We start from the raw sequence: 20,715 nt of genomic DNA, 5'->3' as shown, positions 1-20,715 counted from the left end.
ATTAATTGCCCTTTCCGTTGAACACGGTCTCGGTTGAGGCGCGGTCCTGATTGATCGTATCTGTCACCCACATGGTGAACGGCGTTCTGTCTGATGTCGCTGGACCTGAGTGCGCAGGGGCGATCACATAGACGCGCTGCAACTTGGTGCCATCTGCGGGCACGAGCACAGTTTGGTCTTCGCCCCCTTCGATGTCCACCAGCAAATCGTCAGAGCCCGTGGTCGAAATTTGGAACGGCCGATCTTCGCCATGTTTGTTGCGCAGACGCACATCATAGATGTTGCGGATAGAGCCGTCAGACAACATCACATAGGTCGGATTGCGCACAGGGGCGACGGTCATATCGATGTCGGGTTGAATGAACAGCGCGAACAACAAACCGAACCCCACAAGCGACCAGATGCCTGTGTACATGATCGTGCGCGGGCGCAGGATGTGTTTCCAAATGGGCTTCGGCGCGTTGCCAGCTATTTCAAGCGGCTCGTCGGTCAAGGCCATGTAATCGATCAACCCACGCGGTTTGCCGATTTTGTCCATCACCTCGTCGCACGCATCAATGCATAAGGCGCAAGTGATACATTCCAGCTGCTGCCCGTCACGAATATCGATGCCAACAGGGCAAACATTGACGCAGGCCATACAATCGATGCAATCGCCCAAGCCAGAGGTGTCGATGCCCTTGCGATGTTTTTCACGCGGCTCGCCGCGCCAATGACGATAGCCGACCACCAGCGTGTCTTCGTCCATCATCGCCGCTTGGATCCGCGGCCATGGGCAGGCATAGATACAGATCTGTTCGCGGGCAAAACCGCCAAAGACAAACGTCGTCGCGGTCAAAACGGCCATGGTGCCGTAAGCCACCGGATGGGCGTTGCCTGTCAACAGATCGACCAACAAAGTGGGCGCATCTGTAAAGTAAAACACCCAAGCGCCGCCGGTCGCCAAACCGATCAGTAGCCACACAATCCATTTGGTCACGCGCAGGCGGACCTTGCGAAAATCGAGCTTTTTCTGACGGTGCAGACGCAAGCGCGCGTTGCGATCCCCCTCGATCCAGCGTTCCACCAAAATATACAGATCGGTCCAAACCGTTTGCGGGCAAGCATAGCCACACCACACACGCCCCGCCGCCGAGGTGAACAAAAACAGCCCCAGCCCCGCCATGATCAACAGACCGGCGATAAAGTAAAACTCATGCGGCCAAATTTCGATCCAGAAAAAGAAAAATCGCCGATTGGCCATATCCACCAAAATTGCCTGATCGGGCAGTTTCGGCCCACGGTCAAACCGCAGCCACGGCGAAATATAGTACACGCCCAAGGTCAAGATCATGATGATCCACTTGAGATTGCGAAACGCGCCAGAGACACGGCGCGGGAAAATGGGTTCGCGGGCTTTGTATAGCTTGGGTGTGCTGTCTGATGAGCTCATGAGAGCGGCCTTTTCGACTGTTCGCGTTTGCACCTTAATGGGCGTGCGGCGCGGTCGGGGCTTTGATGTGGATCAACTCGATGGGAAAGATGTATCTGGGATGCGGCTTTTGTCGCACCGCCGGTCTTTATGAATTTGTAAGAATGTTCGCAAATCATGCGCCCGCAACGAGGGCGGGCGCACATTATATCAAAATATCAAACCGACATTACCCTGCGAGGTACGTACGGAACCACGCGATCATGCGGGTTTCGGCCAGTTTGGCCATTTCCGCATCATAGCGTGGCGTGGTGTCGTTGTGGAAACCGTGGTTCACACCGGGGTAAATATCGGCCACGTAGCGTTTGTCATTCTTTTCCAAAGCCTCTTGGTAGGCAGGCCACATCGCATTGATGCGCTGGTCAAGGGCTGCGAGCTGGATACGAAGTGGCGCTTGGATGGCGGCGACTTGCTCAGCTGTTGGAGGGGCGCCATAGAACGGCACGCCTGCGGCCATTTCAGGGTAAGCCACAGCCAATTTATTGACCACGCCACCGCCGTAACAAAACCCCGTCGCGCCGATTTTGCCGTTGGTGCCTTCCAGCGCTTGCAGGTATTCGAACCCTGCAAAGAAATCGTTGAGCAAAGCATCTTGATCAAGGGTGCGCTGCATATCGCGGCCCTCATCATCGGTGCCAGGGTATCCGCCAAGCGATGACAGACCATCAGGGCCCATCGCGATGAAACCCGCCTTGGCCAAACGACGCACAACGTCGCGGATATAGGGGTTCAGGCCACGGTTTTCATGCACCACAAGCACGGCTGCTGGCGGGTGCGCAGGGTCGATATTGGCAGGGCGCACGATATACGCGGTGATATCGCCAGTGCCATCGGGGCTTGGGTAGGTGATGTCTTCGCCGATGATATCGTCGTCATCTTCTGCGACTTGTTGCGCCAATGCATAGTTTGGCGACAGGGTGCCAAGAATGGCCGCCGCTGTCAGGCCGCCCACGGCCCATTTGCCAGCGCGGTCCAAAAACTCGCGTTTGCTGATTTTGCCATGTGCGTAATAATCGTAAAGGTCGAGTAAATCTTGATCGAAATCCGCCGCCGTAAGACGGCCTTGAGTGGGTTTATTCATTGGTAGTCCTCCATGTTGATGACCAAAGGCTAGCGTGACATGTTCAAAAGGCTAATCAAATATTCGTTTGAGGGGGACTTTCGCCGATGTCATCGCGCATAAGACGTCTAAGTTTAGGCGAAGATCAAACTTTTACGACAGAAATGTGTCTCATCGATGTGATTTTCAGTTTTAAATTAGCTCAGTAGACATAGCCGGTATCTGCGTTCCACGGCGCTTCCTTTTGAAACATCGCAAGTGTATGAAAAGGGAATGAGCACACATCCATCGCCCCCTGAAGACATGCTGATCGAATACGATGTCTCGCCACTGAGTTTTGTCGAGGAAACGGCAATTGCGAGGGTGTGGAAAGTAGCCCGCGTGGATGGTCAAAACGCGGCCCTTAAAATTTACAAGAAAGCGAGTATGGGCAACGAGGCTGCTGGTTTCTTTTTTCTTGAGGCTTTGAACGGGTCCGCAGTTGCAAACGTCTATCGGAGGACTTCAAACTCTGCGCTTATAGAGTGGCTTGACGGGCATTCTTTGGGTGATCTGACCCGGCGCGGCGAGGACGAAAAAGCCGCGAAAGAACTTGTCGCGGTCGCCAACCGAATTCACAGTTTTCCTTTGCCCCCAAAGGATGAGTACGCAAAACTAGAAGACTGGCTTGAGGCACTTTTTACGGTTGGTTTTGCTCAGGCTTGTCCACCATCCTCTCGTCAAAATATTTTGCGATGTCAAGTTTTGGCACGCCAGCTGATTGAGCAACCGCATGATATTCGCCCGCTTCATGGGGATTTGCACCACGACAACATTCGCCTCGGTGACAGGGGCTATTGTGCGTTTGATGCAAAGGGCGTGTTGGGCGAACGCACGTATGAATTGGCGAATGCTTTTCGCAACCCAAAGGGCGCTTTTGATTTGGTGCATGATGTAAACAGGGTTCGATATCTGTGCGATCTTTGGAGCAAGCACTTCGACGTTGAACCGCTTCGCCTCATACAATGGGCTGCGGTCAAATGCGCGCTTTCAATGGTTTGGCGAGGCCGTGGTGTGCTTGAGCTCGATCCCGAATTTAGTCTTCTAGAGATCTTTTTGGCTGTTTCAGAAGAATATTAAATCGACATTTAGGACTCAAAACGCCCTTTCTCCACCAACAAAAAAAGCTGGCCACAATCGCGGCCAGCTTTGTCAGTTTCTTAAACGTCTGCGGTGCTATTCGCCGCCGCCGCGTGTGTGCACATAGACCGCTGCGGCGTTAACCTCGGCTTGGGTTAGACGCTGACCCCAAGCAGGCATCACACCAAAACGGGCCTCGGACACGGACGCATGGATGGTCTCGCGGTCACCGCCATAAAGCCAGATCGCATCGGCCAGATTTGGCGCGCCGACATCGCGATCGCCGGTGCCGTCGTCTGCGTGACAAGCTGTACAGTTTTCCTCGAACACGACAGCGCCCTCTGTGGCCAGTGCAGCGTCGAATTCAGACCCAGACAGTTGCAGCACGAATTCTACAACCTGATTAATCTGTGTCGGCTCCAGAATTTCATCAACACCAAAGCGTGGCATTTCAGAATAGCGTGCATCATCGGTCTCGTTGCGGATACCGTGTTGGATGGTGAAAGCGATTTCATCCACAGAGCCGCCCCAAAGCCAATCGTTGTCCAAAAGGTTCGGGTAGCCCACGTTGCCAGCAGCGCCAGAGCCGTGACATTGCGAACAATTGGCACGAAACACGGCGGCGCCCATATTGGTGGCGTAATCCCCAAGAGGCGTGTTTGGCAGAACGTCAGCCACGTCTGCAGCAGCCAATTCGGCAGTGATTGCGGCGTTCATGTCGTCAAAGGTTTGGATATCTTTGGCCACTTCTGCACGGGTCGAGAACCCAAGCAGGCCTGTTGTCGCCCCTTTGACCAAAGGCCAAGCGGGATAGGCGATAGAGTAACAAATCGCCCAAAAGATACACAGATAAAACGTCCAGAGCCACCAACGTGGAAGGGGGTTGTTATACTCTTCAATCCCATCCCAAGAGTGGCCTGTGGTCTCGACCTCGGTCTTGTCTTGTTTCTTACTCATGACTGAGACTCCTCAGTATCAAGGGGGGCGTCTTCATGGCGAAACGGAATGTTCGCGATCTCTGCGTGGCGCTTGCGACTGCCCGGTCTGAACGACCAAACAACAGCGCTGACAAAGAACACAAACATGGCCAAAAGCACCCAAGAGTCTGCGAGTTCGCGAAAGATATGATAGTTCATGTCATTCTCTCCTATCGTGATGCGTCGGGGGTAAAGGTCGAGAAATCAACCAAAGTCCCCAGCATTTGCATGTAAGCGATCACAGCATCCATTTCTGAAATGCCCGGCTCGTTATCAAAGTTGCGCACCTGCGCGTTTGGATAGCGTTCCAGCAAAGCATCATAATCAGAGTCAGGATCAGCCTGCGCCATGAAGTCGTCACTCGCAGCTTCAATCATCTCGTCGGTGTAAGGCACGCCAACAATTTTATGCGCCTTGAGCAGATCATCGATGTACTCAGGTTCGATCATCGCATCCGCCAAGAAACCGTATTTTGGCATCACGGATTCAGGCACAACAGATTGCGGATCGGTCAAGTGATCCACGTGCCATTCATCTGAATACCGCCCACCCACACGGGCCAAATCTGGACCGGTGCGTTTAGAGCCCCATTGGAACGGGTGATCGTATTGCGATTCAGCCGCCAAAGAATAGTGGCCATAGCGCTCTACTTCGTCACGCATTGGACGGATCATTTGCGAGTGACAGACGTAGCAGCCTTCACGCACATAAACATCACGACCGGTGAGTTCCAAAGGCGAGTAGGGCCGCATGCCGTCCACGTCTTCGATGGTGTTCTCAAGATAGAACAAAGGCGCGATTTCGACGATCCCGCCGATGGACACCACCAAGAGCGACCCGACCAGAAGAATGGTCGCGTTGGTCTCGATGAACTTGTGTTTGTCTAGAAGTCCCATATCTGAGCGCCCCCTATTCTGCCGGAGCCATGGCCGCAGCGTCTGCAATTGCAGGCGCACGACGCACAGTCATCCAGAGGTTATAGACCATGATGAGCGACCCAGTGAGGTAGAGAACCCCGCCCAAAGCACGCACGACATACATCGGATGTTTGGCGGCCACTGTGTCGGCGAATGCGTTGACCAAGAAGCCTTGGCTGTCGACTTCACGCCACATCAGACCTTCCATAATACCCGTGACCCACATGGACGCCGCGTAGAGAACGATGCCGATTGTGGCCAACCAGAAGTGCCAAGACACCAGACCCAAAGAATACAGACGTTCTTTGTGCCACAGTTTTGGAACGAGGAAGTAGAGCACACCAAATGTGATCATACCGTTCCAACCCAAAGCGCCAGAGTGCACGTGGCCGATGGTCCAGTCGGTGTAATGTGATAGCGAGTTCACAGCGCGGATCGACATCATCGGACCCTCGAATGTGGACATGCCGTAAAAGCCGATAGAGATCACCATCATGCGAATAACAGGATCCGTGCGCAATTTGTCCCATGCGCCAGACAGCGTCATCAAACCGTTGATCATCCCGCCCCAAGACGGCATCCACAACACGATTGAGAACACCATGCCAAGGGTCGACGCCCAATCCGGCAAAGCTGTGTAATGCAAGTGGTGTGGACCCGCCCAGATGTACAAAAAGATCAAAGCCCAAAAGTGGATGATGGACAATTTGTACGAAAACACAGGACGCTCGGCTTGTTTTGGCACGAAGTAGTACATCATCCCAAGGAAGCCCGCGGTTAAGAAGAAGCCCACAGCATTGTGGCCGTACCACCACTGGGTCATCGCGTCTTGCACGCCTGAAAACAGCTGCACAGATTTAGAGCCAAAGAAGGACACAGGCACAGCCAAGTTGTTGACGATATGCAGCATCGCGATGGTCACAATGAACGACAGGTAGAACCAGTTCGCCACATAGATGTGCTTTTCTTTGCGCTTCATCAGCGTGCCAAGGAACACCAGCAAGTAAGCCACCCAAACGACGGTCAACCAAATGTCGATGTACCATTCAGGCTCTGCGTATTCTTTGGATTGGGTGACCCCAAGCAAATAGCCTGTTGCGGCCAAAACGATGAACAGGTTGTAGCCCCAAAACACGAACCACGCCAAATTGCCGCCCCAAAGACGGACAGCAGAGGTGCGTTGGACAACATAGAAAGACGACGCGATCAAGGCGTTGCCGCCAAATGCGAAAATCACCGCAGAGGTGTGTAATGGACGCAAACGCCCAAAGTTGCCGTAGCCTTGCAGGAAATCAAAGTTCAGTTGTGGGAAAGCCAATTGAAACGCGATGAACGTCCCAACAAGAAACCCAACAACACCCCAACCGGCTGTCGCGACCACACCGAAACGGATTGGGCCGTCCAGATACCCTTTGGGCTTTTCAACGATTTCGCCAGCTTGGCGCAGCGTGTAAATAAATGTCACGGCGGTGGCCGCCATGAAGATCAACGCATGAATTTGGTAACCCAAATCGCGCCCGTAGTTTGCGGCAAGACCGGCAAGGATCAACACGACCCCCAGTACTGCCAGCTTAATATAGCTCCACATTTTCGCGTCCCTTCGATCAAATGACCTTCTTCGAGGCCATAATGGACCCGCAGATGAGACTACGGGTCATGATAGGCAGGGTTTGGACGACATCCCTTAGGTAAACATTGATCTGAGTCAAAGGATCGGCAATTTGCGCGGCAATTGTGACTTTTGTAGCGCGCAAACCTACACAAAAACTCACATTGATCTCAATCAAGGCCCAAAGCAGCGCTCAGGCGCACAGTGGGGACAGATAGACCTCAAAAAGGAGTCTCGACATGTCCTTCAAAACCATCACCACCATCGTCTGCGATGACACCGCCGACATGCATGCCTTGGGCGCCGCTGTTGCTTTGGCGCGCCGCACCGGCGCCCATCTCGACGTCATTTGCCTTGGGCTGGATCGTACGCAGCCCGGGTTCTATTACACGGGCACCAACGCTATGATTTTGCAAGACAACTTGCAATTTGCGTTGACTGAAAGCGAGCGCCTTGAGGGCGTCATTCAACAGCACTTGCGCGCTGAAGACATCTCTTGGGCGGTGCGACCTATGACGGCGCAAATGGCCGGTCTTACGCCGCAGCTGTCAAGCATTTTGCGGTTCTGTGATCTTGTCGTGCTGCCCCGCCCTTACGGCACTGGTCGCGGTCACGAGCACGAAGAAATTTTGGAAGCCGCACTATTTTCATGCCGCGTGCCCGTTCTGGTCATGCCCGACAACGCCACCCTGCCCGACCATATCGGGCGTGTCGTGGTGGCTTGGAATGAAAGCAACGAAGCCCTCGCTGCAGTACGGTCCTCGTTGCCGATTCTGACCGACGCAGACAGCGTGAACATCGCCGTCATCGATCCGCCTCAACACGGCCCTGATCGTTCAGACCCAGGCGGGGCGCTGTGCCAGATGCTTAGCCGTCACGGCGTTCAAGCCGAAGTCTCTGTGCTGGCCAAAACCATGCCGCGTGTTTCAGATGTTCTGTCTCGGCACCTGCGCGATCAAGATGCCGAATTGCTGGTTATGGGCGCTTACGGTCACTCTCGGTTCCGCCAATCCATCATGGGCGGTGCCACGCGCAACATGCTTGAATTGGCGGAACTGCCCGTTCTCATGATGCATTAAAGCGCCTTATCGCACATCTTTATGTCCAAATTCTGGGCAAAACTCCCGACCCGCGCCACAGATCACCGTTGTTTTGTGGCGCGGTGACGTTTTGTTAAGCTCCTGCCTTTCACAGTCAAGCACGTTATATTTTCACCAATCGGATGAAACACAATGCCCCATAGCATTGATCAAATTGAACAAGACCTCGGCCATCTTATCAACCTGTCTGGCAAACTGCGGATGCTATCGCATCAAGTGGTCATGTGTGCGTTGCTACACTGCGCGAATGGTGTGTGCGAAAATGACTCCAATGCCGCATTTTGTGATCAAGGGCGTGACGCATTGAACGAATTCAAATCCATCACCACCTTGTTGACCAAGCCGTCTGATGGTGATGCCTTATCGCCCGCAACAGCAGATCTTATGCGCAGGCACGCGCCGCTCAAACTGGTGCATATCGATCAGTTGCGAAAATTCATTACCTCGGCAGAGGCTTTGATCGCAAGCCCGACCACCAATGCAGCGACAAGTCTTGGTATTTTCGTATCTGGGGATTTACTCAAAGCGCTTAACGACATCAATGCAGACATTCGCGCGCTTTTGGATCAGCAAATCGGTGACACTCGCGAAGCGCAAAAACCGTTGATTTTGGCGACCACGCGGTCGGTGTCCGAAATCAATCGTATTTCAAAAACACTGCAAATTGTTGCTATGAATGCCTCGATCGAGGCGCAGCGCGCAGGGGATTTCGGTGCCTCTTTCGGTGAAATCGCCCGCGAAATGCGCAACCTAAGTCTGCAAGGTATCGATCAGGCCAAGAAACTGGACGCGGATCTTTCTACGTTTCAATCCGCACATGTTTGACCGGTGATACAGGCGTTTAAGCCACCATACCGCCGTCGGCATCATCACCCGTTTCGGCCATCAGCGCATCAAAATCAGGAATGGTCACCTTACGCTTGCCCTCAAGCAACACAATGCCCTCGCGTTTGAACGCTGACATTTGCCGCGACACGGTTTCCAAGGTCAGACCCAAATAATCTGCCATAGATTCGCGGGTCAAAGGCAATTCAAACGACGTGCCGTTTTCAGCCGTTTGCAAGGCAAGCGAGGCTTCGCGCCGCGCTAAAATTGTCAGCAAAGAGGCAATTTTTTCCCGCGCCGTTTTACGTCCCAAAATCAACATCCATTCGCGCGCGGCATCCAATTCGTCCAGCGTCATTTCAAGAAGACGTTGCCCGATATGCGGCGTTTGTAGCATGATCTGTTCAAAGGGCTTGCGGCGAAAACAACACAGGGTCAAATTGCTGACAGCCACGACATCATAGGCCGCGAATTCGCGCCCAGGACGGCCCAAGAAATCAGAGGGCAACAACAGACCCACCATTTGCGTGCGCCCGTCTTCCATCGCTTGACTGAGCGAGGCCACGCCTGTGACCACAGAGGCGACAAAATCCATGTTATCGCCGGACCAAATCACCGACTGGCCCGCTTCAAAGGACCGGTAAAATTTGATCCCGTCCAGCGCGTCCAATTCATCCGCCTCACATCGCGCACAAACGGCGCGGTGACGAATAGGGCATGTACCGCAGTCTTTTGGGTCAAATGTCATAACTGTTCTGCTCACTCATACATTTTGATCTGGGTCAAAGCGCAATCAGCTTGTGCCCCGTAAATCATACTCTCATGACGATCCACACACAACTCCGCAATCTGGGCCTATTCGATGCTCGTGTACCGCGTTACACGAGCTATCCAACTGCGCCGCATTTTTCAACGGATCTAACTGCGACACAAGTGAGCAGTTGGATGACGCATCTCGACCCAAGCGTGCCCATATCGCTGTATGTCCATGTGCCGTTTTGTCGGCGGTTATGTTGGTTCTGCGCTTGCCGCACCCAAGGCACCAGCACTCTAAGTCCTGTTGCAGCTTATATCGAGACGCTCAAACTTGAGTTGAAACTGGTCAAAAACCGCCTGCCCGAGGGCATTCAGATCGGCCATCTGCATTGGGGGGGCGGCACGCCGACCTTGTTGGATGCCGGTATGATCGCCGATTTGACCGCAGCAATCAAAGATGTGGCCCCTTTTGCGCCAAATTACGAGTTTTCCGTCGAAATTGATCCCAACGAAATAGACGACGACCGCCTTGACGCTTTGGCGCAAGCGGGCATGAACCGTGCTTCTATTGGCGTGCAAGATTTCGATCCCGAGATCCAAAACACCATCGGCCGTTTGCAAACATACGAGGTCACAAAGGCCGCCGTGGATGGCCTGCGCGCCCGTGGGATCAAATCGCTTAATGCTGATATTTTATACGGGCTGCCGGGACAGACCCGCGAACGTATTGCTGACAGCGTGAACAAGCTTTTGTCGCTGTCGCCGGATCGTGTCGCCTTGTTTGGTTACGCCCATGTGCCATGGGTTGCGCGTCGCCAGTCGATGATTCCCACAGACGCGCTGCCAACACCGCAAGAACGGTTGGAACTGTTCAACGTGGCCCGCGATTTATTTGCAATGGATGGTTACGCAGATATCGGCATCGATCACTTTGCCCGCCATGGTGATGGGCTGGAAATCGCAGCGCGATCCGGAAAGTTACGTCGCAATTTCCAAGGCTACACAGACGATAAATGTCAGACCATGATCGGCGTTGGCGCATCCTCAATCGCTAAATATGCCGATGGCTATGCGCAAAACGCGCCTGCGACATCTGATTATCAAAAGCGGGTCCGCGCGGGCGAATTGCCCATCAGCAAAGGCCATGCGTTCACAGCGGAAGACCATCTGCGAGGGCGCATCATCGAAGCCTTGATGTGCGATTTTCGGGTGGACTACCGCGATTTGGCGGCGCGGTTTGGCCTGAACCAATTCGACTTCGACGCCTTTGCAGCCTCGGTCGATGCGGCGTTTCCAAAGATGCTTAAGGTATCACAGGCCACGATTAAAATTCGGGAACACGCACGCCCATTGACCCGCATGATCGCGCGCCATTTTGACACTTACGCGATGGCGCAGGCTCAACACTCATCGGCTGTGTAAGCCTGCAACACACCAAATCGCGTCATTATTTCCAGTCGAAGAACCCATCGCCTGCGCGGGCCAAAAGCCGCGCTGCCAGCGCTTCGCCAAGTGCCGCACCTTGGGCAATCGGACCAGAGATTTCATCGCTCAGCGCCTCAGACCCATCGGTGCGCAGGATTTCACCACGCAGGCGCAATGTGTCGCCGTCCAATGTGGCAAGGCCCGCAATCGGTGTTTCGCAAGATCCATCGAGAGCCGCCAAAAACGCGCGCTCTGCGGCCAAGCGCTGTCCCGTGGGCACATCATGCAAAGCCGCCAAAAGCGTTTGGGTATTCGTATCATCCAAGCGCCGCTCAATGCCTATTGCCCCTTGGGCCACAGCTGGCAGCATTTCTTCGGGGGAAATTTCTGTGCGCGGAGCGTCAGTGGCATCCAAGCGGTTCAGCCCCGCCATGGCCAAAAACGTTGCGTCCGCCACACCGTCTTTGAGCTTTTTCAAACGGGTTTGCACATTGCCGCGAAATTCGACGATGTTCAAATCAGGTCGATGGTGCAGCAGTTGCGCTTTGCGGCGCAAAGACGACGTGCCGACAGTGGCGCCTTGGGGCAGATCTTTCAACGTGCCGCCGCTGAGCTGCACAAAAGCATCGCAAGGATTTTCACGTGGCAAATAGCAATCAAGGATCAAACCATCGGGCTGTTCAACGGGCATGTCTTTTGTGGAATGCACCGCGATGTCGATGGAGCCATCAAGAAGTTGGTCTTCAATCTCACGTGTGAACAAACCTTTCCCGCCAATCTCTTTCAGAGCTCGATCTTGCACACGGTCGCCTTGCGTCATAATGACTACAATCTCAAAGGCCTCAATCGGCAGATCAAAAGCCGTCATTAACAGTTGGCGCGTCTCATGCGCTTGTGCCAATGCTAAAGGTGAGCCACGGGTGCCAATTTTAAAGGTGCGAGCGGGGGTTGGGAGTATGACTGTCATACCCCAGAAGTACCTGCGACGTGATGGCCTGACAAGCATGGAATGCTTGACAAAACACCGCAGGCACGTGACCAACGTCCAAGCAATTTTGGAAGGGCAGATCATGGCAGATAAAACAATCCTCAAGGCACTGCGCGGCGAAACGCAAAGCGTGCCGCCGATTTGGATGATGCGTCAAGCGGGGCGCTACCTGCCTGAATATCGCGCCACCCGCGCTCAGGCCGGTGATTTCCTGAAGCTGTGTTACAACCCTGAGCTGGCCGCCGAAGTGACTTTGCAGCCAATCCGCCGTTTTGGTTTTGACGCGGCGATTTTGTTCGCGGATATTTTGCTCGTCCCCCAAGCTTTGGGCGCGGAATTGTGGTTTGTCACAGGCGAAGGCCCGCGATTGTCAACGATCACCCAGCAGTCAGATTTCAACGCACTTAAAGGCAAGGACGACATCCATAAGGTGCTCAGCCCTGTGTATGAAACGGTAAAAATCCTCGCGCAAGAACTGCCCAAAGAGACCACGTTGATAGGTTTTGCAGGCGCGCCATGGACCGTGGCCACTTATATGTTGGCAGGTCGCGGCACGCCGGACCAAGGGCCGGCTCATGCGCTTCGTGAGGGCAATAATGAGCTGTTTGAGAATGTCATCAATCTGCTAACTTTGGCCACCATCGAATATCTCGACATGCAAATTCGTGCGGGCGCAGAAGTTGTGAAAATCTTTGACAGCTGGGCGGGATCGCTGAAAGGCGAGGCGTTTGAAAAATACGCGGTCGAGCCTGCGCGCATCATCACGCAGGAACTCAAACGTCGTCATCCGAATGTGCCAATCATCGGCTTCCCACGTGAGGCCGGCGACGGTTACATCGGCTTTGCCAAGAAAACCGGCGTGGACTGTGTGGCGCTTGATAATTCTGTGTCTCCTGAGTGGGGCGCTGCCAATGTGCAAGTCGATGGCTGTGTGCAAGGCAACCTGAAATCATCACATATGGTCACAGGCGGTCAGGGTTTGATCCACGATGTGCGCCACATCCGCGAGACCTTCTCGAAGGGGCCGCATATTTTCAATCTCGGCCACGGCATCACGCCCGACGCTGACCCAGACAACGTGGCGCTGATGATCGAGACCCTGCGCGAAACCGCATGATCCGCAACGCTACCCCTGCCGATATGGACGCCATCGCCGCCTTGCACATCGCAAGCTGGCGGGGCGCCTATGTTGGATTGTTGTCTGACGACTATCTTGGGCAACCGGTTGTGGACGATCTGCGCGCCAAATGGGTGGGTGTGGATCTGCCTGCGGGGGATGTGCTGTTGGTGTCTGAAACAGATGGCGATGTGGATGGGTTCATCTATGTCATATGCGACCGCGACCCTGCCTATATCGACAATCTGCATGTCGCGCCTGTGCGCAAACGGTCCGGCATTGGCGAAGCTTTGATGCGCGCTGCCGCCACTCGACTGATAGCGATTGGGCATACATCCGCGATGCTCACCGTGATCACCAACAACGCCCCTGCCGTGGCCTTCTACGACAAAATCGGCGGCATTCGTGGTCCAGTGCAGGATGAAAAACTCTACGGCGAACCGGTGCAAACCTACCCCGTGACTTGGGACGATTTGCAAGCTTTGAGCGCGGGCAAGGTCTGATGCCTCAAAGTCTAGGTTTCAAACGCAAACCAAACCGCGATGACCACAAGTACAACAGCCATAACGCGGCGCAGCGTCTTGCGGCGCGATTGGGTGCCGATGATACCGCGCGCGAGGTCTGACAGGATCACGATCGCCGTATGTATCGCGGTCGCGATCAGCACAAAGGTCACAGATAATGTCACCGTTTGCGCGACCAAATCGCCTGTTTGATCCACGAACTGCGGCAGCATCACAATGTAGAAAATGCCCGCTTTGGGATTAAGCAAATTGACGATCAAACCCCGTCGAAAGTGCCGCGCTGCGCCGTCTGAAAACTCATTGTCTTCAGGCGCTTCTTCGCGCCACGCATCCCAAGCCAGCCAAAGCAAATAGACGACACCCGCCCAGCGCAAGATTTGAAACAACACCGGCGAGGAAGCGATCATTGCGGCCAATCCGAAGGCCGCCATAAGGCCCACGATCAGCAACCCAAGTGCGACACCCGCGACAGCCGAAAGCCCTGCGCGGCGTCCTTCTGTAGCGGCCAAAACCGCAAGGTAGGCCATGTTGGGGCCAGGTGTCAGCTCGATGACCGCACAGGTCAGTATAAATGCCAGCAAAGACGCGTTGGGGTCCACCTTAGATCCACTTGGCCAAAGGCGGCAATGACATCAGCACAGCGTTGGCGTCATGGCCCGTCTCAAGACCAAACTTAGTGCCGCGATCATAGACCAGATTGTATTCCGCATAGAGCCCACGGTGCACCAATTGCGCGTCTTTGTCGGCCTCGTTCCACGGCGTGTTGCGACGTTTTTCGGTAGCCCCCAGAAAAGCAGGCAGAAACGCGCGACCAACGTCTTGGGTAAAGGCAAAGTCTTTTTCCCAATCGCCCGTGCAGTGATCGTCAAAGAAAATACCGCCCACGCCGCGCGCGCGATTGCGGTGCGGGATGTAGAAATACTCATCCGCCCAGTCTTTGAATTTGGGGTAATAGGACGCGTCATGGCGGTCGCAGTGCTGTTTTTGAACGGCGTGAAAAGCGGCTGTGTCTTCTGCGTATTCAATGCAAGGGTTCAGGTCTGATCCGCCGCCAAACCACCAAGCATGAGGCGTCCAAAACATCCGCGTGTTCATGTGAACCGCAGGCGCATGAGGGTTTTGCATATGGGCAACCAGCGAAATCCCTGCGGCCCAAAAGCGTGGATCGTCTTTCATACCGGGCAAGCCTTTGCGCGCAGCCATAGCGTTTTGAGCGCGATCCCCAAGCGTGCCATAAACCGTTGAAATATTGACACCCACTTTTTCGAACACGCGACCACCGCGCATCACAGACATCAATCCGCCGCCTGCGTCGCTGCCGTCCTCAGAGGTGCGTTTGGTCTCGCTTACCTCGAACCGGCCTGCCGGAAAATCGGCAAAAGGCCCTGTGGTTTGCGTATTTTCCAAGGCTTCAAACGCACTGACGATGTCATCGCGCAGGCTGCGAAACCAAGCAGAGGCGCGGGCTTTTTCGTCTTGTAGATCGTCGGTCATGGGGCGTCCTTATTCAGAATATTGCGCACGAGTGTTAGCAGGATTACGCCGACCCTGCCAAGAGCGCTTATGACGCGGCAAATAAGCGCTATGATCCAAACAACACAGGAGTTTCATATGCGCCCACTATTCGCCCTACCCGCCTTATTGCTGCTGGCTGCCTGCTCAGAGCAGCAAATGTGCATTTCACGCGCAACACAAGATTTACGGGCTGTGCGCGGCTTTGTGAACGAGGCCGAGGGCAATCTGGCGCGCGGCTATGCCTTAGTGGAAACCCAAGTCGTCGATTATGAGCGCAAGCTCTGCGGCGTGAAACCAAATGGCGACAAAAAATATTGCAGGGTCGCCGTTGAGGAAACTGTGGTTGAGCGCAAAGCCATCGATCTGGACGGGGAAGCTGCAAAACTTGCGGTCCTGCGCCAAAAAGAGGCCGCCTTGGTCCTGAAAACCGATGCCCAAGTGCTGGCCTGCCAGCAGGCCTATCCAGACTAAAACCGGTTAATGCGCAGGCGTGGTGACAGGATCCACCAAGGTGCGCCCGCCGTCGACTGTCAAAATCTGACCTGTCATAAAGCCGGAGCCTTCAGAGGCGAGGTACTGAACTGTCTCGGCAACTTCTCTGGCCGAAGCGATGCGCCCAAGCGGGGTTTTATCGATAATTTCTTCGCGAAATTCTTCATGAACTGCCAAAATGTCTTGCAAGCTGGCACTCATCACCGACCCAAACGCCACAGCGTTCACGCGGATACCGTGCGGTGCCAACGCCACAGCCATAGAGCGCGTCATTTGATCGACAGCGGCGCTTGAAATCGAAAATGCCATCATAGAAGGGTGGGTCCGACGCGCGGCAATCGATGAAAGGTTCACGATAGACCCGACCGGCCCATTCGGGTTTCCATCGCGTTTAGAGTGCGCCAGCATCCATTTTGACACCTGCTGCGTCATCCGCAGACTTGTCATCAAATTTTGCTCAAGCAGGTATTCGACCCTGTCGTCTTTCGCGACTGTCGGATCGCAAGGCACCACTTGGCGCGAGGCATTGATCAAAATATCTACGCCGTCGAACGCATCAATGGTCGCAGACAGAAGGTTGGCGATGGTGAGCTTTTTGCGCAAGTCGCCAGCGAAATAACGAATTTTAGAGCCATCGTCTTTGCCGACCTCGCCGATCTCGGCCGCCAGTTTGCTTTCATCCATATCCGCGCACATAACGTTCGCGCCTTGGTCCACAAAGTGACGTGCAATCGCCAAACCGATGCCATTCGCGGCACCGGTCACAATGGCCGTTTTTCCTGCGATCGAGAAGCTCATGTCGAATCTCCAATTCTAGTATACCAACGCTACGATATTCTTTTGCCGATGCGAAGAGGCTTAGACGCCTGTAGAATTTTAAACGCTGGCGTGCCGCCGATTTCAGCAACAAGCCCGAAATGTTCGCTCAATGTGGCCTCATAAGGCAGATGACGATTTGCCACCATCCACAGGTGCCCATGGGGCGCCAAACAGCGTGCAGCCGAGGCGATAAACGATTGCCCAAGTCCCGGATCAGCGGCGCGTGTGGTGTGAAACGGCGGATTCATGATAATGCCGTCATAGGCCGGCTTGGCCACATGCGTTGTGACATCGGCCCAATGGAACACGGCGCGCTCGTCGTCAATATTGGCGCGCGCGCAATCCAATGCAGTGGCCTCTGCTTCAACAATATGCAGTTTTTTTACGCCCTCAATCGCCAAGATATGACGCGACAGGTACCCCCAGCCCGCGCCAAAATCCGCGATCTTTGACGGCAATTTGTCCGGCAAAGCCGCGATCAGTGCCGCCGAGGCTTTGTCGACGCGATCCGCAGAAAACACGCCGAGACGGGTTTCAAACCCATCGACCGCATTCAACGCACCGGGATCAGCCCAGTCAGCAAAATCGCCGCCTTCAAACATAAAAGCTTTGCCGTGCGCTTTGGACACAAGTGCGATCACATCGACACGTTTGCGCACGTCTTTGAGAAGGCTGTCGATGCCATCCGTCTTTTGCCCATCAACAATCACACGCGTGGATCGCGTGGCCGCATCAGCAATCAAAGCACGGGCTTCGCGTTTGGCACGCGGCACAGCGACGATGGCCAGATCGAATGATCCCTCAGCCGCAGTACGGGTGTCAAACCCAAGGGATTGAAAGGCGGCAAAATCAGGTTTGAAACCTTGAACAATTTGCACAGTCGCATCACCAAAACCGCTGTAATCGGCATCGGAACGCGGGCGATAGACCACGACCCGATTGGGCTGGTCTTGTCCATCTAGGACGAGGGAAAGTCTTGGGGATACCATTGGCAGGGTCGGCGCGAACGCCTATTCCTTTTCCATTGTGCATTGCAGCGGGTGTTGGTGGCGGCGGGCGAAATCCATCACTTGGGCCACCTTTGTCTCGGCAATCTCAAAGGCAAACACGCCCACGACGGCCAGACCTTTTTTGTGAACGGTCAACATAATCTCTGTCGCCTGAGAATGCCCGATTCCAAAAAACCGCTCAAGCACCAGAATAACGAACTCCATCGGTGTGTAGTCGTCATTCAAAAGCATCACCTTATACATCGGTGGACGTTGGGTTTTTGGCTTTGTTTTCAAGGCCAAGCCAAGGTCACCATCGTCAAAATGGTCGTCTTTATCGGACATTTTATAAGGCAAGTGGATCACGCGGAGCGCTCCAATTCGGGACAGTCGAAAAAAACAGGGTTCGGGCGCTTTATATAGACCCTTTTGCGCACGAATAAAGGGGGTTATGCCCTAAGAGGTTAAGGAGACGTACAAAATGCACACCAAATTGTCGACAATTGCCTTCGATGCGGATGATACTTTATGGGAAAATGAAGCTTTTTTCCGCATAACCCAAGATCGTTTTGCACAACTTTTGGCACAATATACAGACGCGGACCATTTGGCCGATCGTCTATTGGCAGCAGAGCGCCGCAACCTTGGTCATTACGGGTTTGGCATCAAGGGCTTTGTGCTGTCGATGATCGAAACCGCTATCGAAGTCACTGAGGAACGCGTGCCCGCCTCTGTGATCAAAGAGTTGATCGCGGCGGGCCAAGACATGTTGCAGCATCCGATTCATTTATTGGACGGCGCGGCGGATACCGTGGCTCAGCTTGCGCAGACCTATGACATTTTGCTGATCACCAAAGGCGACCTGTTGGATCAAGAACGCAAATTGGCGCAATCGGGGTTGGGCGATTTGTTTGATGGTGTTGAAATCGTCTCAGCCAAAGTGCCAAGCGTCTATACGCAAATTTTCAAAAGCCGTGGTATTGCCGCCGATTCTGCGATGATGGTCGGGAATTCAATGAAATCCGATGTCATTGCCCCCATCGAGGCAGGTGCATGGGGCGTATTTGTGCCGCACAACTTCACTTGGGCGATAGAGCACGCAGAGCCGCCAACAGAGCATCCAAAGTACCGCAACCTAGACAGTTTGCACGCCCTGCCCGCACTGATCGACAGCCTTCAGGTCACTCAATGATCCGATTCATCTTAAGCGATTTTTTGCATAAAATTTAATCGCGGCCTAATAAATAGATATGTAGCGGAAGCGCGCGTTAACCATACAAGATATAGCGTTGCACCGATGCACCCCCTGAAACCCTTTGAAAATTAGGAGTTTTCTCAATTAAAACCCTGTGCTAGGCTGATGCCAATAATTCGGGCGAAACGATCCGATAACATGAGGCAGATATTATGGCAAGAGACGTGCAAGCACGCGTGAAAGCGTGCGCTCGGTCCACGAGCATTTTTTCCGTAATGCTTATCGCTTTGATCTTGGGGCTAACCTCGATCAAACCCGTGATGGCCGCAGAATATGCGGCGCTCGTCATGGATGCCCGCAACGGTAAAGTTCTTCATGCCAGCAATGCCGACACCAGATTACACCCTGCCTCTTTGACCAAAATGATGACGCTCTACATTGCCTTCGAGGCGATTGAGAACGGTGAAATTTCGCTGGACACGATGGTCACGATCTCGCGCGCAGCCGCCAGCGAGCCGCCTTCGCGTTTGGGTCTCAAAGCGGGCCAAAAAATCAAGCTGCGCTACCTGATCCGTGCGGCTGCTGTGAAATCAGCCAATGATGCTGCCACAGCCATCGGTGAAGCGATCGAAGGGTCCGAAGCTGCATTCGCCCGCCGCATGAACCGCACGGCCAAGGCGCTTGGCATGTCACGCACCACGTTTAAGAACGCCCATGGCCTTACTGAGAGTGGCCACCTATCGACAGCGCGCGATATGACTGTTTTGGGCCGTCACGTGTTTTACGACTACCCAGATTACTACAACCTATTTTCACGCAAAACAGCCGACGCAGGCGTGCGCACCGTGACCCACACCAACTCGCGTTTCTTGAACAGCTACAAAGGTGCGGACGGGATCAAAACAGGCTACACTTCGGCTGCTGGCTTTAACCTTGTGGCCTCGGCGCAGCATGGCTCTGAGCGCATCATCACCACCGTGTTTGGCGGGCGGTCCACCATCACACGCAACGCACGCGTCACTGAGCTGATGGATCTTGGGTTCAAACGTGCGGCCACCAACGTCGCCGTGAACAAACCCCGCCGCCCCCCTTACATGGGCAAAGCGTCGACCGGCGCTATCATGGTCGCGGATTCCGGCCGTACACCGAGAACCGCGTCTAAAATTGTACGCGCGCGCATCACGATGGTTTCAAGCCCATTGCCCCAAATGCGCCCCGTGCGCGCCCTCGATCCAGAGCAAGAAATCGTATTGCTGGCGATGTCTGATGACATCTTTGATGTGGTGGCCGAAGCCAATGAGGAAGCCGCGGCTCTTGCCGCTGCCGGTGCCGCAGCAAGCATCGCTGCAGACCTGCTGCAGGACGCGGCTGTGACGCCCGATGTTGCCGCACCTAGCGGCATCGCAGCCTATCGACCGAAAGCGCGCCCAAACACGTTGCAACTTGCCTCTCTGGAGCCCGTGTCTGCGCAGATTGCACCAAGTTTTGTGACTGCGACACCTGAGGTTGAAGTCGTCACACGGATGTCCACATCAGGCAGTCGCCATTGGGGGGTGAATATCGGCACCTTCGGGTCGGAATATGAAGCGCGCAAAGTTTTGCTAAAAACCGCGCTGTCAGAGCTTGAAAATCTCGATGGCGCCTTGCGCAAAGTCACGCGCAGCAAAGGCGGGTATGACGCGAATTTCCTTGGGTTGTCGCAAGAAATCGCGGCCTTGACCTGCCGTAAACTGGAAGCGCGTGGCAAAGAGTGCGAAACCATGGGGCCGTCCTCTTAAAGAGCGTCATCCAACCCCAATACAGTTTGACCGACAGAT

Annotated in this window: 22 protein-coding genes; 9 read left to right on the top strand and 13 right to left on the bottom strand. The window is 54.3% G+C overall.

Translation table 11 applies throughout. The features are described 5' to 3' along the window. Position 1 precedes the first annotated feature (1 nt). Both ccoG and yghX read right to left on the bottom strand, forming a co-directional pair. Positions 2 to 1,432 carry a cytochrome c oxidase accessory protein CcoG gene (gene ccoG / locus WNY38_RS14475; RefSeq protein WP_342858068.1) on the bottom strand — a complete coding sequence of 477 codons (1,431 nt, stop codon included), beginning with the start codon at positions 1,430 to 1,432 and terminating at the stop codon, positions 2 to 4. Positions 1,433 to 1,640: 208 nt separating this feature from the next. Beyond that, on the bottom strand, positions 1,641 to 2,552 hold the full coding sequence (gene yghX / locus WNY38_RS14470) for a YghX family hydrolase (RefSeq protein ID WP_342858067.1): 912 nt from the start codon (positions 2,550 to 2,552) through the stop codon (positions 1,641 to 1,643). Positions 2,553 to 2,804: 252 nt separating this feature from the next. Between yghX and WNY38_RS14465 the strand changes: the two genes are divergently transcribed. After that, positions 2,805 to 3,650 carry an aminoglycoside phosphotransferase family protein gene (locus WNY38_RS14465; protein WP_342858066.1) on the top strand — a complete coding sequence of 282 codons (846 nt, stop codon included), beginning with the start codon at positions 2,805 to 2,807 and terminating at the stop codon, positions 3,648 to 3,650. 96 nt (positions 3,651 to 3,746) lie between these two features. Here WNY38_RS14465 and ccoP read toward each other — a convergent pair whose 3' ends face one another. Genes ccoP through ccoN form a run of 4 tightly spaced genes read right to left on the bottom strand, consistent with a single transcriptional unit; the run spans position 3,747 to position 7,132 of the window. Continuing rightward, positions 3,747 to 4,607: a cytochrome-c oxidase, cbb3-type subunit III gene (ccoP, locus tag WNY38_RS14460; RefSeq protein ID WP_342858065.1), complete on the bottom strand. Its 861-nt coding sequence runs from the start codon at positions 4,605 to 4,607 to the stop codon at positions 3,747 to 3,749. Beyond that, positions 4,604 to 4,786 carry a cbb3-type cytochrome c oxidase subunit 3 gene (locus WNY38_RS14455; RefSeq protein WP_215944637.1) on the bottom strand — a complete coding sequence of 61 codons (183 nt, stop codon included), beginning with the start codon at positions 4,784 to 4,786 and terminating at the stop codon, positions 4,604 to 4,606. Before WNY38_RS14455 ends, ccoP begins: the two co-directional genes overlap by 4 nt. A gap of 11 nt (positions 4,787 to 4,797) precedes the next feature. Next, complete coding sequence (gene ccoO, locus WNY38_RS14450; protein ID WP_342858064.1) at positions 4,798 to 5,523, bottom strand: cytochrome-c oxidase, cbb3-type subunit II; 726 nt, start codon at positions 5,521 to 5,523, stop codon at positions 4,798 to 4,800. Positions 5,524 to 5,536: 13 nt separating this feature from the next. Further along, complete coding sequence (gene ccoN, locus WNY38_RS14445) at positions 5,537 to 7,132, bottom strand: cytochrome-c oxidase, cbb3-type subunit I (RefSeq protein WP_342858063.1); 1,596 nt, start codon at positions 7,130 to 7,132, stop codon at positions 5,537 to 5,539. 260 nt (positions 7,133 to 7,392) lie between these two features. Between ccoN and WNY38_RS14440 the strand changes: the two genes are divergently transcribed. Next, complete coding sequence (locus WNY38_RS14440) at positions 7,393 to 8,232, top strand: universal stress protein (RefSeq protein WP_342858062.1); 840 nt, start codon at positions 7,393 to 7,395, stop codon at positions 8,230 to 8,232. A 153-nt stretch (positions 8,233 to 8,385) separates the two neighbouring features. Beyond that, positions 8,386 to 9,078 (top strand): methyl-accepting chemotaxis protein, encoded by a 693-nt coding sequence (locus WNY38_RS14435; RefSeq protein WP_342858061.1) that lies wholly within the window; start codon positions 8,386 to 8,388, stop codon positions 9,076 to 9,078. Between the two features lie 16 nt (positions 9,079 to 9,094). Here the strand turns inward: WNY38_RS14435 and WNY38_RS14430 are convergent, their stop codons facing one another. Then, entirely contained in the window at positions 9,095 to 9,826 is a 732-nt protein-coding gene (locus WNY38_RS14430) for a Crp/Fnr family transcriptional regulator (RefSeq protein WP_342858060.1), read from the bottom strand. A gap of 74 nt (positions 9,827 to 9,900) precedes the next feature. Between WNY38_RS14430 and hemN the strand changes: the two genes are divergently transcribed. Beyond that, entirely contained in the window at positions 9,901 to 11,256 is a 1,356-nt protein-coding gene (gene hemN / locus WNY38_RS14425) for an oxygen-independent coproporphyrinogen III oxidase (protein WP_342858059.1), read from the top strand. Positions 11,257 to 11,281: 25 nt separating this feature from the next. On the opposite strand, the gene hemC is transcribed toward hemN, so the two are convergent. Continuing rightward, a complete protein-coding gene (gene hemC / locus WNY38_RS14420) occupies positions 11,282 to 12,226 on the bottom strand; it encodes a hydroxymethylbilane synthase (protein WP_342858058.1) in 945 nt (314 codons plus the stop codon). Positions 12,227 to 12,329: 103 nt separating this feature from the next. Here hemC and hemE point away from each other — a divergent pair, with 103 nt between their 5' ends. Both hemE and WNY38_RS14410 read left to right on the top strand, forming a co-directional pair. After that, positions 12,330 to 13,364: a uroporphyrinogen decarboxylase gene (hemE, locus tag WNY38_RS14415; protein WP_342858057.1), complete on the top strand. Its 1,035-nt coding sequence runs from the start codon at positions 12,330 to 12,332 to the stop codon at positions 13,362 to 13,364. Beyond that, the gene (locus WNY38_RS14410; RefSeq protein ID WP_342858056.1) at positions 13,361 to 13,867 is read left to right on the top strand and encodes an N-acetyltransferase; all 507 of its coding nucleotides are present in this window, start codon (positions 13,361 to 13,363) and stop codon (positions 13,865 to 13,867) included. Before hemE ends, WNY38_RS14410 begins: the two co-directional genes overlap by 4 nt. An 11-nt stretch (positions 13,868 to 13,878) precedes the next feature. On the opposite strand, the gene WNY38_RS14405 is transcribed toward WNY38_RS14410, so the two are convergent. Further along, positions 13,879 to 14,487 (bottom strand): LysE family translocator, encoded by a 609-nt coding sequence (locus WNY38_RS14405; protein ID WP_342858054.1) that lies wholly within the window; start codon positions 14,485 to 14,487, stop codon positions 13,879 to 13,881. Between the two features lies 1 nt (position 14,488). Further along, positions 14,489 to 15,382 (bottom strand): oxygen-dependent coproporphyrinogen oxidase, encoded by an 894-nt coding sequence (hemF, locus tag WNY38_RS14400; protein WP_342858053.1) that lies wholly within the window; start codon positions 15,380 to 15,382, stop codon positions 14,489 to 14,491. A gap of 117 nt (positions 15,383 to 15,499) precedes the next feature. On the opposite strand from hemF, the gene WNY38_RS14395 reads away from it, so the two are divergent. After that, positions 15,500 to 15,874 carry a hypothetical protein gene (locus WNY38_RS14395; RefSeq protein WP_342858052.1) on the top strand — a complete coding sequence of 125 codons (375 nt, stop codon included), beginning with the start codon at positions 15,500 to 15,502 and terminating at the stop codon, positions 15,872 to 15,874. Between the two features lie 6 nt (positions 15,875 to 15,880). On the opposite strand, the gene WNY38_RS14390 is transcribed toward WNY38_RS14395, so the two are convergent. Genes WNY38_RS14390 through clpS form a run of 3 tightly spaced genes read right to left on the bottom strand, consistent with a single transcriptional unit; the run spans position 15,881 to position 18,048 of the window. Continuing rightward, on the bottom strand, positions 15,881 to 16,693 hold the full coding sequence (locus WNY38_RS14390; RefSeq protein ID WP_342858051.1) for an SDR family oxidoreductase: 813 nt from the start codon (positions 16,691 to 16,693) through the stop codon (positions 15,881 to 15,883). 29 nt (positions 16,694 to 16,722) lie between these two features. Then, a complete protein-coding gene (locus WNY38_RS14385; protein WP_342858050.1) occupies positions 16,723 to 17,703 on the bottom strand; it encodes a methyltransferase in 981 nt (326 codons plus the stop codon). 21 nt (positions 17,704 to 17,724) lie between these two features. Beyond that, on the bottom strand, positions 17,725 to 18,048 hold the full coding sequence (gene clpS, locus WNY38_RS14380; protein WP_342858100.1) for an ATP-dependent Clp protease adapter ClpS: 324 nt from the start codon (positions 18,046 to 18,048) through the stop codon (positions 17,725 to 17,727). Between the two features lie 136 nt (positions 18,049 to 18,184). Here clpS and WNY38_RS14375 point away from each other — a divergent pair, with 136 nt between their 5' ends. After that, complete coding sequence (locus WNY38_RS14375; protein WP_342858049.1) at positions 18,185 to 18,895, top strand: HAD family hydrolase; 711 nt, start codon at positions 18,185 to 18,187, stop codon at positions 18,893 to 18,895. Between the two features lie 278 nt (positions 18,896 to 19,173). Then, a complete protein-coding gene (locus WNY38_RS14370; protein ID WP_342858048.1) occupies positions 19,174 to 20,676 on the top strand; it encodes a D-alanyl-D-alanine carboxypeptidase family protein in 1,503 nt (500 codons plus the stop codon). Positions 20,677 to 20,715: the final 39 nt, after the last annotated feature.

The organism is Pacificibacter sp. AS14 (assembly GCF_038899935.1).
Lineage (GTDB): Bacteria > Pseudomonadota > Alphaproteobacteria > Rhodobacterales > Rhodobacteraceae > Celeribacter.
This window is presented reverse-complemented; position numbering and strand designations above follow the sequence as displayed.

Coding starts and splice junctions, on each gene's coding strand:
- ccoG (WP_342858068.1), bottom strand. CDS start 1,432: ATGAGCTCATCAGACAGCACACCCAAGCTATACAAAGCCCGCGAACCC.
- yghX (WP_342858067.1), bottom strand. CDS start 2,552: ATGAATAAACCCACTCAAGGCCGTCTTACGGCGGCGGATTTCGATCAA.
- WNY38_RS14465 (WP_342858066.1), top strand. CDS start 2,805: ATGAGCACACATCCATCGCCCCCTGAAGACATGCTGATCGAATACGAT.
- ccoP (WP_342858065.1), bottom strand. CDS start 4,607: ATGAGTAAGAAACAAGACAAGACCGAGGTCGAGACCACAGGCCACTCT.
- WNY38_RS14455 (WP_215944637.1), bottom strand. CDS start 4,786: ATGAACTATCATATCTTTCGCGAACTCGCAGACTCTTGGGTGCTTTTG.
- ccoO (WP_342858064.1), bottom strand. CDS start 5,523: ATGGGACTTCTAGACAAACACAAGTTCATCGAGACCAACGCGACCATT.
- ccoN (WP_342858063.1), bottom strand. CDS start 7,132: ATGTGGAGCTATATTAAGCTGGCAGTACTGGGGGTCGTGTTGATCCTT.
- WNY38_RS14440 (WP_342858062.1), top strand. CDS start 7,393: ATGTCCTTCAAAACCATCACCACCATCGTCTGCGATGACACCGCCGAC.
- WNY38_RS14435 (WP_342858061.1), top strand. CDS start 8,386: ATGCCCCATAGCATTGATCAAATTGAACAAGACCTCGGCCATCTTATC.
- WNY38_RS14430 (WP_342858060.1), bottom strand. CDS start 9,826: ATGACATTTGACCCAAAAGACTGCGGTACATGCCCTATTCGTCACCGC.
- hemN (WP_342858059.1), top strand. CDS start 9,901: ATGACGATCCACACACAACTCCGCAATCTGGGCCTATTCGATGCTCGT.
- hemC (WP_342858058.1), bottom strand. CDS start 12,226: ATGACAGTCATACTCCCAACCCCCGCTCGCACCTTTAAAATTGGCACC.
- hemE (WP_342858057.1), top strand. CDS start 12,330: ATGGCAGATAAAACAATCCTCAAGGCACTGCGCGGCGAAACGCAAAGC.
- WNY38_RS14410 (WP_342858056.1), top strand. CDS start 13,361: ATGATCCGCAACGCTACCCCTGCCGATATGGACGCCATCGCCGCCTTG.
- hemF (WP_342858053.1), bottom strand. CDS start 15,382: ATGACCGACGATCTACAAGACGAAAAAGCCCGCGCCTCTGCTTGGTTT.
- WNY38_RS14395 (WP_342858052.1), top strand. CDS start 15,500: ATGCGCCCACTATTCGCCCTACCCGCCTTATTGCTGCTGGCTGCCTGC.
- WNY38_RS14390 (WP_342858051.1), bottom strand. CDS start 16,693: ATGAGCTTCTCGATCGCAGGAAAAACGGCCATTGTGACCGGTGCCGCG.
- WNY38_RS14385 (WP_342858050.1), bottom strand. CDS start 17,703: ATGGTATCCCCAAGACTTTCCCTCGTCCTAGATGGACAAGACCAGCCC.
- clpS (WP_342858100.1), bottom strand. CDS start 18,048: ATGTCCGATAAAGACGACCATTTTGACGATGGTGACCTTGGCTTGGCC.
- WNY38_RS14375 (WP_342858049.1), top strand. CDS start 18,185: ATGCACACCAAATTGTCGACAATTGCCTTCGATGCGGATGATACTTTA.
- WNY38_RS14370 (WP_342858048.1), top strand. CDS start 19,174: ATGCTTATCGCTTTGATCTTGGGGCTAACCTCGATCAAACCCGTGATG.